The sequence below is a fragment of the Gracilibacillus kekensis genome, assembly GCF_900143085.1.
Lineage (GTDB): Bacteria > Bacillota > Bacilli > Bacillales > Amphibacillaceae > Gracilibacillus > Gracilibacillus kekensis.
Genome location: NZ_FRCZ01000001.1, coordinates 375,962 through 391,886, shown reverse-complemented (window position 1 = coordinate 391,886; position 15,925 = coordinate 375,962). Strand labels below are relative to the sequence as shown.

The 15,925-nt window shown below is 35.0% G+C and carries 11 protein-coding genes; all 11 read left to right on the top strand.

Translation table 11 applies throughout. The features are described from left to right. Positions 1 to 386 precede the first annotated feature (386 nt). The 11 genes from BUC25_RS01905 (at position 387) to BUC25_RS01855 (ending at position 15,923) form a co-directional block, all read left to right on the top strand. Positions 387 to 2,078, top strand: a complete 1,692-nt coding sequence (locus BUC25_RS01905; protein ID WP_073199141.1) for a sensor histidine kinase — start codon at positions 387 to 389, stop codon at positions 2,076 to 2,078. Position 2,079: 1 nt separating this feature from the next. Then, on the top strand, positions 2,080 to 3,471 hold the full coding sequence (locus BUC25_RS01900; RefSeq protein WP_073199139.1) for a response regulator transcription factor: 1,392 nt from the start codon (positions 2,080 to 2,082) through the stop codon (positions 3,469 to 3,471). Between the two features lie 175 nt (positions 3,472 to 3,646). Then, entirely contained in the window at positions 3,647 to 5,362 is a 1,716-nt protein-coding gene (locus BUC25_RS01895; RefSeq protein ID WP_073199136.1) for an extracellular solute-binding protein, read from the top strand. A gap of 75 nt (positions 5,363 to 5,437) precedes the next feature. Continuing rightward, positions 5,438 to 6,328 carry an ABC transporter permease gene (locus BUC25_RS01890; RefSeq protein WP_073199134.1) on the top strand — a complete coding sequence of 297 codons (891 nt, stop codon included), beginning with the start codon at positions 5,438 to 5,440 and terminating at the stop codon, positions 6,326 to 6,328. 17 nt (positions 6,329 to 6,345) lie between these two features. Next, entirely contained in the window at positions 6,346 to 7,236 is an 891-nt protein-coding gene (locus tag BUC25_RS01885) for a carbohydrate ABC transporter permease (protein WP_058308401.1), read from the top strand. A gap of 20 nt (positions 7,237 to 7,256) precedes the next feature. Continuing rightward, on the top strand, positions 7,257 to 7,886 hold the full coding sequence (locus BUC25_RS01880; RefSeq protein WP_073199132.1) for a YesL family protein: 630 nt from the start codon (positions 7,257 to 7,259) through the stop codon (positions 7,884 to 7,886). Between the two features lie 179 nt (positions 7,887 to 8,065). Continuing rightward, complete coding sequence (gene yicI, locus BUC25_RS01875) at positions 8,066 to 10,345, top strand: alpha-xylosidase (protein ID WP_073199130.1); 2,280 nt, start codon at positions 8,066 to 8,068, stop codon at positions 10,343 to 10,345. A gap of 461 nt (positions 10,346 to 10,806) precedes the next feature. Then, positions 10,807 to 12,162 carry an ABC transporter substrate-binding protein gene (locus BUC25_RS01870; RefSeq protein WP_073199128.1) on the top strand — a complete coding sequence of 452 codons (1,356 nt, stop codon included), beginning with the start codon at positions 10,807 to 10,809 and terminating at the stop codon, positions 12,160 to 12,162. Positions 12,163 to 12,319: 157 nt separating this feature from the next. Then, positions 12,320 to 13,249, top strand: a complete 930-nt coding sequence (locus tag BUC25_RS01865) for a carbohydrate ABC transporter permease (protein WP_073200428.1) — start codon at positions 12,320 to 12,322, stop codon at positions 13,247 to 13,249. Next, entirely contained in the window at positions 13,249 to 14,091 is an 843-nt protein-coding gene (locus BUC25_RS01860) for a carbohydrate ABC transporter permease (protein ID WP_073199126.1), read from the top strand. Before BUC25_RS01865 ends, BUC25_RS01860 begins: the two co-directional genes overlap by 1 nt. Before the next feature lie 38 nt (positions 14,092 to 14,129). After that, positions 14,130 to 15,923: a sensor histidine kinase gene (locus tag BUC25_RS01855; RefSeq protein WP_073199124.1), complete on the top strand. Its 1,794-nt coding sequence runs from the start codon at positions 14,130 to 14,132 to the stop codon at positions 15,921 to 15,923. The last annotated feature ends 2 nt before the right edge of the window (positions 15,924 to 15,925 follow it).

Genomic DNA, 15,925 nt, shown 5'->3' with positions numbered 1-15,925 from the left:
TACGAATTTTAGATTGAAATCTGAACAAAAGCAATCTTTTAACTTTGCAGAGTTCAGATTTTTTGATTTTTTACCTTATGATATTGAAGTGCCGCTTGTATGTTTAATCTACTAATTCATCGATTAGTATTTTGTTTATTATCGAAAAACTAAAGTTCAATAAATCTAAAATTATGCATGGTTCACCCATTCAAAACAGGCGACTAGCATTACCCAAAGCATAACTAACTATATTGAAATTATGTTTGATCAATGCTATTGTTAATCCGTATTACTTGTAAGCGTTTTCTCGAAGAAATTGATTTCTTGCTTTGTTATTTATTTCATTTTGTATCGACGAAATGGAGGTGTCTGTTATATTCAAGCTTATAAATAAGTTTAAGAAGATGAGTTTAAAAGGACGTATAGCAATCCTATTTGCAGTAAGTACCTTTTTTCCGCTTCTTTTCACAGTAGTTTTCTCCTATCATACGATGTCATCGATTTTAACAAATAAATTAAATACGACCTTTAATAGCAACCTAAGCCAAATCCGATTAACACTTGAAAATACAGTTGATGACATGAATTATGTTTCACAGCAAATTGATTTTTCAGAGAATATTAATATTACATTACAAAATTATCTTGAAATGGAAGATTCCTTAGAAAAGAAACAATTATATGAAGAAATTAAAAATGAACTAAATGTAATCACATTTAGCAATCCGAATATTGGCCTATCTCTCCTCTATATAGAAGAGGAAGATAGTTATGTTTTTAACAGTCATTGGGCAAAAGATGATTTTACGTTAAGAAACGAACCGTTATTTATAAAAGGATATAAGATTGATAACTTCGGTCCTCACGTAAGTATGGAGAGATTTAATAATAAATCCGTACTCTCCACTGTAAGAGAATTAAGCATTAATTATCCTCAGAATGTCTATCTATATATTGAATCTAATCTAGATCTAACGAAAAATATACTTGAAACAGATAATGTCATAAATGATACAAGTTATCTAATTTTAGATGAAAATAAAAAAATTATATATACAGAGCAGGAGGAAGCTTTTTCAGTTAGTCAAACCTTTCATCCAAAAAGCGATACAAATTATGGGACAACCGATGGCTATTACTGGTTTAGAGAAGATACCGAGCGTGGCTGGAGTATTGTTTCTCTCATCTCTATTTCGCAATACAATGAAGAGATTAATCAGTGGATTATTATGATGATGTACATTGCAATATTGTTTGTCATGATTAGTTTAGTCGTTGGATTGCTATTATGGAAAACATTTTATAAACCATTAAATCAATTTAACCGTGAAGTAAAGTTAATGGGAGACAGCAACTTTCATTCGGAAATTGTCCAGACATCTATTCCAGAATTTATGGAGCTTACCCACAGGTTCCGATATATGAGAAAACAAATTTCAACTTTAATCACAGAAATTGAACTGAAAGAAAGGAACAGAGCTGATTTAGAGGTGGAAAAATTGCTACATCAAATTAATCCACACTTTTTAATGAATACCTTGGATACTGCAAGGTGGTTAGCAGTTTCTGGTGAAAAAAATCAAGTAATACATCTTATTTCTTCTTTAAATAAAATTCTTTATTACAACATGGGAAAATTAGGTCAATCCTCTACTTTAAAAGATGAATTAGAAAGTATGGAGCAATATTTACAACTACAGCAAATTCGTTATGATTTTATCTATCACATTAATATTAATCTTGATCATGATTTATTAACTACTTCTGTACCTCGATTTATTCTGCAACCAATTGTGGAAAATTCGATTTATCACGGCTTAGTAGAGGATGGGCAAATCGATGTCAATATTCAACTCCACCATAATGAGATCATGATAGAGATTAAGGATGATGGCAGAGGAATGTCGCGAAAAAAAATTAACAAAATACTTCATACAGATCAGTTAGAAGAAAAGAAGCAGGGGATGGGAATTGGTTTGAATTATGTAAAAAGAATACTAGAACGAACATATAATCATAAAGCAAGAATCGAGATTATCAGTATACTAGATCACGGAACTAGCGTCATTTTATATATACCGAACGGGGGAGAGTAAGATGATTCGAGTTTTATTAGTTGAAGATGATAAATTGGTCCGTAAAAGCTTGATTTCATCTTTTAATTGGGAAGCTTTTGATATGAAGGTGGTAGGTGATGCGAAGCACGGAGAGAAAGCTTTAGAATTCTTAGAAGCAGAGGAAGTCGATTTAATTATTACTGATTTGGCGATGCCAATCATGTCTGGAACTGAATTAATTAGAAAGGTGAAAGAAAAATATTCAGATATCCATGTAGTTGTATTATCCTTGCACCGAGATTTTGATTATATTCAAGAAGCGATGCGGCTTGGTGCGATTGATTATATTGCAAAAGTTGAGCTAGATAATGAAGAGATGGATAAAACACTAAAAAGAATTCATGACAGGATCAAGTTGGACGAACAACCTCTTAGGAGCACAGAAAAAACTGAGATACAAGCAGTGAATAAAGGCTATTTTTTAATAACTGATGAAGAAATCGATAAATATGAGAAGAGATTCCGAAATGAATTTACAACATTATCAATAGTTGTATTAGGTGTAAATGTATTATATATCGATTATGAAGTGAATATCACCGATGTTAAAAAACATGCCACTTCAGAACTTCATCCCAATGAACAGATTTTATTAGTCGAAATTGATAGTAATCATAAATTAGAGATGAACGAACTAGAAAGTTTTGTGCGAAAATATATAGACTCGATTTTTTTTTATGAGGTAGAAAAAACGGGTATTCTCTCTTTCTATACTTTAAAAAGTGCAAATATAATTAGGAGTAGAGCAACAAAAGAAGAAATACAAAAATTAAAGGAAGAATTAATCTCTTTAAAATGGTGTCGCAGTGATGATTTATTAGAAAAAACTTTATATGATTTAAGAGAATTAAGATTAGCAAAAAACAAATTAATGAGTCTTTTATTATTAACCATCCATGAATGTAGACGAATTTATGCAGATATTCTTGCAGTCGATTTGTCACTCCCAGATGAATTTAGAAGTTGGCAAGAAGTAGAAAAATGGTTTAGAGAAACGAAAGAAATAATACATCAAAAAATTTTTTATACATCCGTATCAGAAGAAACAACGGCTTGTATTATAGAAGCAATCCAAATTATTGAAAAAAAGTTAGATACATCGATTACAGCTAATGAAATTGCCAAAGATGTAAACATGAGCAGAAGTTACTTCTCTATATGTTTTAAACAGGTAGTGGGAAATACATTTAATGAATATGTAAGAGTTGCCCGCATTAGAAAAGCAAAAAACTTTCTATTATTTACAACGGAAAAGGTTTCTGTTATTTCAGAAAAAGTAGGCTACGCAGATGTGAAGTATTTTAGTAAAGTATTTAAAAAATCAACAGGTTTACTCCCTAGTGAATATCGAAAACAACAAAGCAAGGAGTAAATATGTTCTTTGTTAGTGAGACAAATGTATTCTCTGTGAAAAAATGAGTAAAGTTATTAAAAATAGTAAACATTTAACCCCTTTGAACTGAACACATTTGACTTATTGAATACGTTTTCATTACTGGTATCATTAGAACTGTAATAAATACATGAAATGAAAAGAGGGGTTTTACATGAAAGTGAAGGGGAAAATTTTCGCTCTACTTATTTTGTTATTTTTACTACTCTTAGCAGCATGCTCAGACGATGCTGGTACCAATGAAGAATCCGAGGGGACTGACGAAGAAACTACAACAGAAGAAACAACCAGTGATGAGGACGCGGATCCTTTTGGAGCTTATGAGGAAGCGATTACAATTGCGATTGGTCAAGAGGTTGATCCGACCGATACAAGTTTAGAAGAAGGAGAGACACCACTTAATAATAAGTATGTCAATCATGTAAAAGAAAACCTAAATATTAATGTCGAACATGCTTTTACAGCATCACCTTCCAATTACGATCAAAAAGTAAGTTTAGCAATTGCTAGTAATGACTTACCTGATGCGATGATCGTAGGACCAGTAGAATTACGTCAAATGGTAGAAGCAGATCAATTAGCAGATTTAACGCAAGTATATGAAGATTATGCTTCTCCTGCCATCAAAGAAATAATTGATAGTACAGGTGGTGTTGCATTAGACAACGTAACGTTTGATGGTAAAATCATGGCGATTCCAAATTCACAAGCATCTGCTGATGGTATTCATAATATGTGGATCAGAAAAGATTGGTTAGATAAACTTGGACTTGAACCACCTACGACTATTGAAGAATTGAAAGAGGTAGCAAGAGCATTCGTTGAAGAAGATCCGGACGGAAATGGTGAGGATGACACGATTGGTCTAGCAGGTCCTGACACAAGCAATAAATTATATGCAAACTTTTTGGAGTCCACCAATAACTTATACGGGTTTGATGGAATTTTCTCAGCACATCATGCCTATCCAGGTTATTGGATAGAAGGCGAAGGCGGCGATCCAGTATATGGTTCCACTTTACCTGAAACAAAAGAAGCTTTAGCAACACTGCGAGATATGTATGCAGAAGGATTAATTGATAAAGAAATGGGTGTACGTGAAGATTCTGGTGAATCTGTTATTAGTGGTAAAACAGGAATGTTCTCGGGACCTTTCTGGATGCCATACGGACCGATAACGGATGCAGTTACAGAAAATCCAGAAGCGAATTGGCAGTCATATGCTGTTCCATTAGATGAAAATGGGGAATATACACCGCATTTAAGCACACCGACAAGTTCTTATGTAGTAGTGAGAAAAGGGTATGAACACCCTGAAGCTCCAATGAAAATGTTAAATAATTTATTTGCACATGAATCTGAATTTGATCACATGGAAGGTGGCGGTGGCCCTGGTCATTATCCACTAAGACTAGTTTATGCACCTGCCGATGAAATGGAAGTAACTACAGTTGCTATGCGTGAAGTATTAGCTGGGACAAAAGAACCAGAAGATTTTTATGATATGCCAGCTTATAAATTAATAAAAAATGATGTAGATACTGTTTTTGACGCCAAGCTTGAGCCGTACGACAATATGGATATTGAACATTGGGATATAACTTCCACTAGCTTTACTCGAGCCTATTCTGCTTTAGTTGGTACCGCACCACAGGTTGATACCGAAGTGAAGGGTGTTCCAAGTTTAATTTATTCTCAAACGGAATCAATGGAAGACCGTTGGGTGAATTTAAAGAAATTAGAGGATGAGATATTCTTGAAAATTATTATGGGAACGGAACCTCTAGATTCTTTTGATCAATTTGTAGATGATTGGAAGCAACAAGGTGGAGACCAAATTACAGAGGAAGTAGCAGAAGTAGTAAATTGATTTAACTATTAAAGGCGTCGGAGCTTTTCGGCGCCTTCTATCAATTCACAACTTAGTCGAGAGGGAGCGTTTATTATGAAAGCAAAAGGCTTTGCCAAACACTACTACTTGATGATGCTTCCAGGTTTTGTTTGGTTATTTATTTTCAGTATTATTCCAATGTTTGGCATCATCATTGCTTTTCAAGATTTCAATCCAGGTCAAGGTGTTTTTAATTCAGAATTTGTCGGTCTGGAGACATTCAAGTACATGTTTCAATTAAATGATACACCAGTTATCTTTTTTAATACGATGTTTATTGCGATTATGAAAATAATAGGAAATTTAATTGTTCCTTTACTGTTTGCATTAATGCTTCATGAATTAAGGTATATCGGTTTGAAGCGTTCCATTCAGACGATCGTTTATTTGCCTCACTTTCTATCATGGGTAATTCTTGGTGGCGTACTGTTAGATATATTCGCATACCAAGGTCCTATTAACCAACTATTAGGTGTATTTGGATTAAAGCCGATTTTATTTTTTGGTAGAGCGGACTTATTTCCTTTCTTAATTGTAGGAAGTGATGTGTGGAAGGAATTTGGTTTTAATACCATCATCTATCTAGCGGCGCTAACAGGTATTAACCCTGCATTATATGAAGCTTCAGGTATTGATGGTGCTTCCAGAATGCGAATGTTGTGGCACATTACATTACCAGGTATTAGAACTACGGCAGTATTACTAGCTGTATTAGGTTTAGGTAATGTATTAAACGCAGGTTTTGATCAAATTTTTAACCTTTATAATCCACTTGTATATTCTACCGGTGACATTATTGATACGTGGGTATACAGAACAGGTTTATTAAATCTTCAGTATGAGCTAGCAACTGCAGTTGGATTATTAAAATCAGTCGCAGGCTTTATCTTAATTAGTGTTTCGTACTACCTGGCATATAAATTTACAAACTACAGAATCTTTTAGCGAAAGGGGGAAATCACATGATTAGAAGTAAATCATTGTCTTCGAAAATATTTGATATTGTATTAATCGTGATATTGTGTTCGATTGCTCTAACCTGCATTTTACCTTTATGGTACACACTTGCCGTTTCACTTAGCTCTAAATCAGCAGCTGCAGCAGGCATCATCACATTATGGCCGGTAGACTTTAATTTAACATCATATCAACAATTGTTAAACGATACGCAATTCTTTAAGTCTTTTTGGATATCGATTCAACGTGTCGTACTCGGTGCAGGCTTAAACTTCATTATCGTACCATTAATGGCTTATCCTCTATCGAAAACCGTAAAAGATTTCAGAGGACGTAATGTCATTATGTGGACGGTTATTTTTACCATGCTATTTAACGGGGGATTAATTCCGCTTTATTTAACGATACAAGAATTGAATTTAATGAACAGTGTCTGGGCCTTAGTACTTGTAGGTGGAGCTCAGACGATTGTTTTCAATATAATTTTAACCATTAACTTTTTTAGAAATTTACCGAAATCTCTGGAAGAAGCAGCCCTCGTTGATGGTGCTGGACCATGGTATATCTTATTTAAACTATTTATACCACTTTCGATACCGGTACTTGCTACCGTGACGTTATTCAGTATCGTCTATCACTGGAATGAATTTTTATACGGCTTAATATTTATGACAAGAGAAGAATTTTATCCATTACAAACTTATATACAACAACTAGTAGTGTCGGTGGATCCATCTCAAATGACTGAAGACCAATACAAACGGTTGAGTGAAATGTCTAATCGAACGTTGGACGCAGCAAAAATCTTTATTGCGATGATCCCAGTATTAGTTGTTTATCCATTTTTACAACGTTATTTCATTCATGGTATTACACTGGGGTCTGTAAAAGAATAGCACAGTAAAGGGGGGATAATATGGAATCATTTGCTTTAGAGCGAATCTATCGTTTCACCGATATCATTGTTCGAACCGCCTATATTAATATCTTAGTGATCGTTTTTTCCTTGTTAGGATTAATTGTGTTCGGTTTCTTTCCAGCAATTATTGCAGCCTTTTCGATATTTAGAAAATGGTTCACAGGCTATAGCGATATCTCCATAACCCGAAATTTCTGGCGAGTCTATAAAAGAGAATTTGTAAGAAGTAATCTAGTAGGTTTTATTATAGTTTTGGTTGGTGGATTACTTTATATCAACATGTCAATTGCTGAAGTAATTCAGCATGATGGCATTCGCCTTACCTATTATCCATTGCTTTTAGTAAATATATTATTTTTAGGGATGCTCATTTATTTATTGCCGATGTATGTTCACTTCGACATGAAGCTTGTTGAATTATTTAAAAATGCTTTTTTGTGTATGTTTGCAATGCCGCTCCTCACTATTGTTTTGGTTGTAACGATAGTTATGCTTTATTTTTTGTTCACAATTATTCCAGGCTTACTTCCATTCTTTGGTTTTAGTTTGTTTATACTGGTGATGATGAAAGGTGCTCTAATTTCCTTTGAGAGAATGCTGGGCTTTTCAGAGATTGCAAAAGATTAGCTATTTTCACGCTGTAAAAAAATGATTGCAATATAGGAGTGGATAGGATGATTCGACTTTTTCAAACGCACCGCATCAGAAACAGAGATTTACATAGTCTCTGGGATTTTTAGATCATCAAGACCAAAACTCGCTTATCAAACAGTGAAAGAAATTTGGAAAAAGGGAGATAAAAAATAATGAAATTCACGGATGGAAATTGGCTAGTTAGAGAAGGATATCAGATTCATTTTCCAAGGTTTATTTATGAAGTGGCAGAAAAGGACGGTGCAGTCACGCTATATGCACCTTGTAAATATCTGAATCATCGCGGGGCTACATTAGACGGTCCACTTTTGACAATTAGAATTTCTGCACCGACAGATGAAGTAGTCCGTATTCAAACTTGGCATTTTAAAGGAGAGAAAGCAAAATATCCTACCTTTGATGTGCTGGATCAAGCAAAATCTGTTCAATTAGAAGAGAAACAGGACATGCTAAGCTTTACAAGTGGGGAATTAAAGCTTAGCATCACAAAAAGTAATTTTGCGTTATCTTTTGAAAATGCTGCTGGGCGCTTAACAGATACGGATGGAAAAGGCCTTGCATGGATCGATGGACCGGAGGGTAAAACCTATATGCGTGGTCAAATCCGTTTAGGAGTTGGTGAACATCTATATGGCCTTGGCGAACGATTTACTCCGTTTGTCAAAAATGGGCAAAGTGTTGATATCTGGAACAAAGATGGAGGCACAAGTTCTGAACAATCATATAAAAATATTCCTTTTTATCTAAGCAGTAAAGGATACGGTATTTTTGTAAACCATCCTGAGGAAGTAAGTTTTGAGCTAGGATCGGAAATGGTTTCTCGTTCCCAATTTAGTGTGAAAGGGGAATATCTGGATTATTATTTCATTAATGGCCCAACTCCAAAGGAAGTAGTTAGCCGTTATGCAGAGTTGACTGGTAAACCAGCGTTACCCCCAGCATGGAGCTTTGGTTTATGGTTATCGACATCTTTTACCACAGATTACGATGAAGATACCGTCAATCATTTTATAGATGGTATGGCAGAAAGAGGTATTCCATTAAGTGTGTTTCATTTTGATTGTTTCTGGATGAAAGAATTTGAATGGAGTAATTTTATTTGGGATCGTCGTAACTTTCCTGATCCTGAAGGTATGCTAAAACGTCTTAGAGACAAGGGATTAAAAATATGTGTCTGGATTAATCCATATATCGCACAAAAGTCACCACTTTTTGAAGAAGGAATGGATAAAGGTTACCTGCTTAAAAAGGTGAATGGTGACATATGGCAATGGGATTTATGGCAAGCGGGTATGGCAATTGTTGATTTTACAAATCCAGCAGCTTGTGCTTGGTTCCAAGGTGAATTAAAATCGCTTCTTGATATGGGTGTCGATTCATTTAAAACAGACTTTGGCGAGCGTATCCCAACGGATGTTGTCTATTATGATGGCTCTGACCCCCAAAAAATGCATAATTATTATGCTTATAAATACAATCAAGTGGTATTTGATTTATTAAAAGAAGTAAAAGGCGAAAAGGAAGCAGTTGTATTCGCCCGTTCTGCGACCACAGGAGCACAAAAATTTCCTGTCCATTGGGGTGGGGATTGTGATTCTACGTATGATGCAATGGCAGAAAGTTTACGTGGTGGCTTGTCTTTAACCTCGTCTGGTTTTGGTTATTGGAGTCATGATATTGGAGGTTTTGAGAACACAGCTACACCCGATGTATTCAAACGCTGGACAGCATTTGGCTTGTTATCCAGTCATAGTCGTTTCCACGGTAGCTCTTCTTACCGCGTTCCATGGAATTTTGATGATGAAGCAGTTGAAGTTGCACGTCATTTTACAAAATTAAAAAATAAATTAATGCCTTATCTCTATGCTCAAGCAGTGGAAAATAATAAAACAGGTATTCCAGTAATGCGTCCCATGTTCATGGAATTTCCTGAAGACCCAGTGTGTGAAACATTGGATCGCCAATATATGTTAGGAGATTCAATTCTGGTTGCTCCGATCTTAAATGAAGATGGTATCGCTTCTTTTTATTTACCAAAAGGAAAATGGACACACCTTTTGACAGGTGAAGAGAGGGAAGGCGGTATATGGATAAAAGAATACTATGACTATTTCAGTTTACCACTTTTCGTAAAATCGAATTCGATTCTCCCACTTGGAAAAAAGGACGATAATGCTGTTTATGATTATTTGGAGGGTATTACCTTCAGAATTTATGGTATGGATGATGGAGGAAGTACAAGAAGAGATCTAGTTAATGCAGAAGGAGATATTAAAGCAAATGTGACAGTGGAAAGAATGGATCATACATTACGCGTGAAAACTAACATAAGAAAAGATCAATTTAAAATAGAAGTTGTAGGAAAGAAAACAATTGCTTCTAAATCAAGTTCAAATGAGACTGTGTTAGAAATAGTGAGAGAAAAACAATAGCCTGGTTCGGCTATTGTTTTTTATTCTTTTTTGTTATTTACTCTATATCAATGTGAGAGGATGTATTGTAAACCAGGTAGATTACTGCCTGGTTTTTCACGATGTAATCATCCGAAATAACTCCACTCCACTTCCAGTTTCGAGCATAAGAAAACCAGATAAAATAGCTTAATTAATATTTATTATTTTTATTAGTAAGCTGCTGGACATCGTTTGTTGGTTGGAAATTTTTTTGTGTGTTTGCACGAATATTTTTATTCTTAAGTTTGAAATTCTTTTTAGCCATTTTCTCACCCCTTTAGTCTCTTCATTATAGCTTTTACGTGTTTTTTGCTTTTTATGATTATAATAAATTGTTAAAGTTACCTAAGATTTCTTATGTAAGCACTTACTTTTCTTTATTCAATTGTAAAGGCTTACACTTTAGAATAAACTTATCACATTAGAAAGGGGAATGATTTATGAGAAAGGTCTATTTATTATTCATTTTAATGTTATTTACAACAGTTGTAGTGGCTTGTAGTTCTGACTCAGCTACGGACGACACGACAGAGGATACTAACTCTGAAGGCACAACAGAAAGTGCAGAAGAAACCGAAGATGAAGAGGCGTCAGGTGAAGAAGATGTGACATTACGTGTAGCGTGGTGGGGAGGCCAGGAACGGCATGACCGTAGTTTACAAGTAATTGAAATGTATGAAGAGCAAAACCCACATGTAACAATCGAAGCAGAATATTCAGGGTTTGATGGGTATTTTGACAAATTAAACACACAATTAGCTGCAGGAAATGCACCAGATGTTATACAGTTTGGTGGCAACTTAAATGACTTTGTATTAAGAGATGTTATTTTACCACTAGATGATTATGTTGGGAATGAATTAGATACAAGCTTACATTCAGAAAGTATGTTAGATTCTGCTACATTTGATGGCAATTTATACGGTGTGACCCTAGGTACAACTGCTTGGGGCGTATTAGTAAATAAAACGACATTAGAAGAAGCTGGGGTTTCGATGCCTAGTAAAGAATGGACTTGGGATGATTTTAAAGAAATTACACCTGAAGTCACAGAAAACATCGACGGAACGTATGGAACGGGAGATTTTAGTGAAGATGGATTTGGCGTATTTTTAGCGCAAAGGGATAAATATACGTATCTAGACGGTGAAATTGGTTTCGGTGTCGAAGATGTTCAGGATTGGTTCCAACTATGGAAGGATTTAAGAGACAGCGGTGGTGCAGCGGTTGCTGAAGTACAAGTATCCGCAACTCAAACACCTGAGCAATCCTTAATTGTCCAGGGTGATGTAGCTATGGAATCGATCGCAAGTAACCAGTTGAGTGCCTATTCGAGTGCAACCGAGGATGAATTTGAGTTATATCCTTACCCATATAATTCTGAGACGGGAAAAAATGGTGTTTCACTAAGGCCAAGTCAATATTTCGCAGCTTATAAAGATACACCACATCCAGAAGAATCAGCAAAATTTATGGACTTTTTTGTGAATAACGTAGAAGCTACTGAAATATTAGGTAATGATCGTGGAGCACCAGTAAACTCGGATGTTCGAAAAAATTTAATTGAACAGGCAAGTGAATTAGATGAAAAAGTATATTCCTATATCGATCTGGTAAGTGAAACATCGGATGCACCTTATATTCCGAACTTACCAGGATATAACGAAAATACCCAACTCTTTACAGAAACCGAACAAATTATCTATTATGATCAAAAATCAGTAGAGCAAGCATCAGAAGATTATTTTGAAGAATTACTTTCAAATATAGAAAAGTATACAAGTGAAGAGGAATAACTTGTTGAACAAAGTGACTTTATGTCACTTTGTTCCACCATTTATTCTTGAAGTCTTATCTTCTTCAATTTCAGAATGACAACAATTAAAGTCGTTGTGTTTTGAAATGAAGGCTTCAATTTTCTAGGAGGGGTGACAATTGAAAAGCTCAGAAGCAGTGACAGTATCTTCTGTTCAGAAAAAAACAAAAATAAGTAAGGAAACCAGAAAACAATATATTGCAGCCTATATCTTTTTACTGCCATGGTTAATTGGCTTTCTTGGATTAGTTTTGGGTCCGATGGTAAGTTCTTTGTATTTGTCATTTACACGTTTTGACTTACTTAATCCACCAGAGTGGATAGGCTTTGCCAACTATACCGAAATGTTTCAGGATACACGCTGGATAGCTTCAGCCAAAGTAACGATGACATTTGTATTTATTGCCGTCCCTACACAGTTAATTGCAGCATTGCTAGTAGCCGTATTATTAAATAAAAAAATGGCAGCGGTAGGTTTTTATCGTACCACTTATTATTTGCCTTCTTTACTAGGAGGCAGTGTCGCCATTGCTATTCTGTGGAAAAACCTATTTGAAATTGATGGATTAGTAAATCAGGTTTTAGTCTTTTTTAATATCGAAGGTCAAGGGTGGATTTCACATCCTGATTATGCGTTAGGAACAATTATTATACTAGCTACATGGCAATTTGGTGCTTCAATGGTTATTTTTCTTGCTGGGTTAAAACAAATTCCAAAAGAATTATATGAAGCAGCAGCTGTAGATGGTGGGACAAAGAGACAAGTGTTCTTTCGAGTAACATTACCACTATTATCACCCGTTATCTTCTTTAATTTGGTAATAGAGCTTATTAAATCAATTCAAGTCTTCACTTCTGCTTTTATTATAAGTGAAGGTACAGGCGGACCAATTAACTCTACTTTATTTTATACCCTTTATTTATACCAAAAAGGATTTACACATTTTGAGATGGGATATGCTTCTGCAATGGCATGGGTATTAGTATTTGTTTTAGGTGTCATGACGCTTGTAATCTTCTTCTCATCTAAATATTGGGTTCACTATGAAGACGGGGGGAAATTATAATGGATCAAAGTACAAACAGAAGCAGATTAATAACGCACGTATTAATTATCTTGATCGGAGCTGGTATGTTATATCCGGTTATCTGGATGGTAACAGCTTCCTTTAAGCCTGAAACCCTTATTTTTTCTTCGCCAGGGCTTTTCTCAAAGGAATGGACATTAGATAATTATATCAATGGTTGGAATGTGGTCAGGGATGTCAATTTTAGTCAATTTTTTAAAAATTCTTTTTTAATTAGTTTAATCGCAGTGGTTGCCAATCTGATAACGTGTTCCATGGCAGCATATGCTTTTGCCAGGTTGAAATTTCCATTGAAAAAGCTTTGGTTTGCCTGTATGCTAATGACGATTATGCTTCCGGCACATGCAACTTTAATCCCGCAATATACTATTTTTCATAATTTAGATTGGGTCAATACGATTTTGCCTTTAACAGTACCGAAAATTTTAGCAACAGATGCTTTTTTTATTTTTCTCATGGTACAATTTTTTAGAGGCATTCCACGTGAATTGGATGAAAGCGCGATCATGGATGGTTGTGGTGTTTTTCAGATTTATACAAGAATTATTATGCCACTAGCTGTTCCTGTCTTAATTACAACTGCGATTTTTACATTTATTTGGACATGGGATGATTTCTTCAGTCAAATTTTATATTTAAATACAGTAGATACGTTTACCGTACCGTTAGGATTACGTTTATTCCTAGATTCGCAAGGTCAATCCTCATGGGGAGCTGTATTTGCGATGTCTGTTTTATCGCTAATTCCAATTACGACTGTATTCTTTATTTTCCAGCGCTACATCGTAGAAGGAATCGCTACTACTGGTATAAAAGGGTAAAGCGTTTCGTATTTTAAGCAAGAAATGAGGGGCTTGTAATGATTCGAAAATTGAAGACGATAATGGTTATTTGTTTTGTTTTCGTTAATGCTCTATTTCTTGCTGCGGTTAGTTATACTTCCTATCAATATTTTTTTAATTTTACCTCAAATGAAATTAGTGAAACAAAACTGTCGCTGTTAAATGAAAGTGCCAACAAACTATCAGGTGTTATAAAAAATATTAGTGAAGCTGGGACTTTTGTTGCGATTGATCGCACGGTTGCAGAGGTTTTTGATGATGTGGAGACAAATCCCTATGATGCATTGGTTGAACGTAATAAATTAAAAAATTTAATTAATAATGTGGCATCACTAAAACAGGAAGTCTACTCGATAGAGTTATTTACAGATCGTTATCAGGAGTATTCCTATTTATACGATCATACAATTCAACCAGAGTCTCATTTGACGAAGCGGGAGTGGTTTGCGCCGTTCATAAAAAATGTTGACAATGGGTGGGTTCCAAGGCACACGGATGCTCTAATGGATCGTGAAATGATTAGTTATGTACATCGTATTTTAAATCAAAGGAATCAAACGGTAGGATATATCAAGGTAAATATTTTGGCGGAACATTTTTTAGAATATTTGAATGATACCGATTTATATCAAGAAATAAATGAACCGTTTATCTTGTTAAATACAGGTGGACGAATTATAGCGGAAACTCATTCGCGTGAAGAATTTCCAATCGTTAACGATATAACGGTTCGAACTAAGAACGAAATATATGAGAGGCTAATTCCCAAATACGATGAAAAGACGAATCACCATCAACTGATTAAAAGAGATAATGAATACCATCTCCTTCTAATTTCTAAACCTAATTATGAACAATGGCGACTCGTTCAAGTTATACCTGTTGATAATCTTTACGCAGAAACGAAAGAACTGGGTATTTTTGTTCTAGTTGTTGGTTTTATTGCTATTTTATTATCGATTCCTATCGTTTATGGTATTGGAAAGTGGATAACCAAACCCATAAGTCAAATGATCAAGGGCATGCGGAAAGTTGAAAAAGGAGACTTTGATGTTCAAATGAATCGTCATTACGTTGAAGAATATGACATTATGGCGAACAACTTTAATCAAATGACTGGTGAATTAGCCGAATTATTAGAAAAGCTGGATATAGAAAACTCCAACAGAAGAGAAGCAGAAATGAGGGCATTACAAAGTCAGATTATGCCACACTTTCTATATAATACATTGGATATGATCAAGTGGAAATCCTTAGACCATGATGCAGATGAGGTAAGTGACATGGTCAATAAATTAAGCAAAATGCTTCGAATTGGCTTAAGTGGTGGATTAAAATTTATTCGTCTTCGTGATGAATTGGATCATGCTAAATGTTATATTGATATTCAAAAACAGCGCCAAGCTCAGGATATTCAATATAAAGTACGTGTGGCAGCATCGATGAAGGATTTATATGTCCCTAAAATCATTTTACAACCATTTATTGAAAATAGTATCAAGCATGGTTATCATTCCGATCAGCCAGGTCAAATGGAGATTACCGTAAATGGTTCGATCTTAGAGGATGAAAGGCATATCAAGTTAACGATTAAGGATAACGGAAGCGGATTACCTGAAAATTGGACATTCTCAGATGCAAAAGGTATTGGAATACAAAATGTTAGAGAACGAATTGCGATGTACTGTGGTGAGGAGTTTGATGTAAAGCTCTTTAATCATCTTGAAGGTGGCGTGATGGTAGAGATTATATTACCTATTTATCATCACCAACCATTCAGAAAAGCTTCATCAATAGAAGCGGGGGATTAATG

Coding starts and splice junctions, on each gene's coding strand:
- BUC25_RS01905 (WP_073199141.1), top strand. CDS start 387: ATGAGTTTAAAAGGACGTATAGCAATCCTATTTGCAGTAAGTACCTTT.
- BUC25_RS01900 (WP_073199139.1), top strand. CDS start 2,080: ATGATTCGAGTTTTATTAGTTGAAGATGATAAATTGGTCCGTAAAAGC.
- BUC25_RS01895 (WP_073199136.1), top strand. CDS start 3,647: ATGAAAGTGAAGGGGAAAATTTTCGCTCTACTTATTTTGTTATTTTTA.
- BUC25_RS01890 (WP_073199134.1), top strand. CDS start 5,438: ATGAAAGCAAAAGGCTTTGCCAAACACTACTACTTGATGATGCTTCCA.
- BUC25_RS01885 (WP_058308401.1), top strand. CDS start 6,346: ATGATTAGAAGTAAATCATTGTCTTCGAAAATATTTGATATTGTATTA.
- BUC25_RS01880 (WP_073199132.1), top strand. CDS start 7,257: ATGGAATCATTTGCTTTAGAGCGAATCTATCGTTTCACCGATATCATT.
- yicI (WP_073199130.1), top strand. CDS start 8,066: ATGAAATTCACGGATGGAAATTGGCTAGTTAGAGAAGGATATCAGATT.
- BUC25_RS01870 (WP_073199128.1), top strand. CDS start 10,807: ATGAGAAAGGTCTATTTATTATTCATTTTAATGTTATTTACAACAGTT.
- BUC25_RS01860 (WP_073199126.1), top strand. CDS start 13,249: ATGGATCAAAGTACAAACAGAAGCAGATTAATAACGCACGTATTAATT.
- BUC25_RS01855 (WP_073199124.1), top strand. CDS start 14,130: ATGATTCGAAAATTGAAGACGATAATGGTTATTTGTTTTGTTTTCGTT.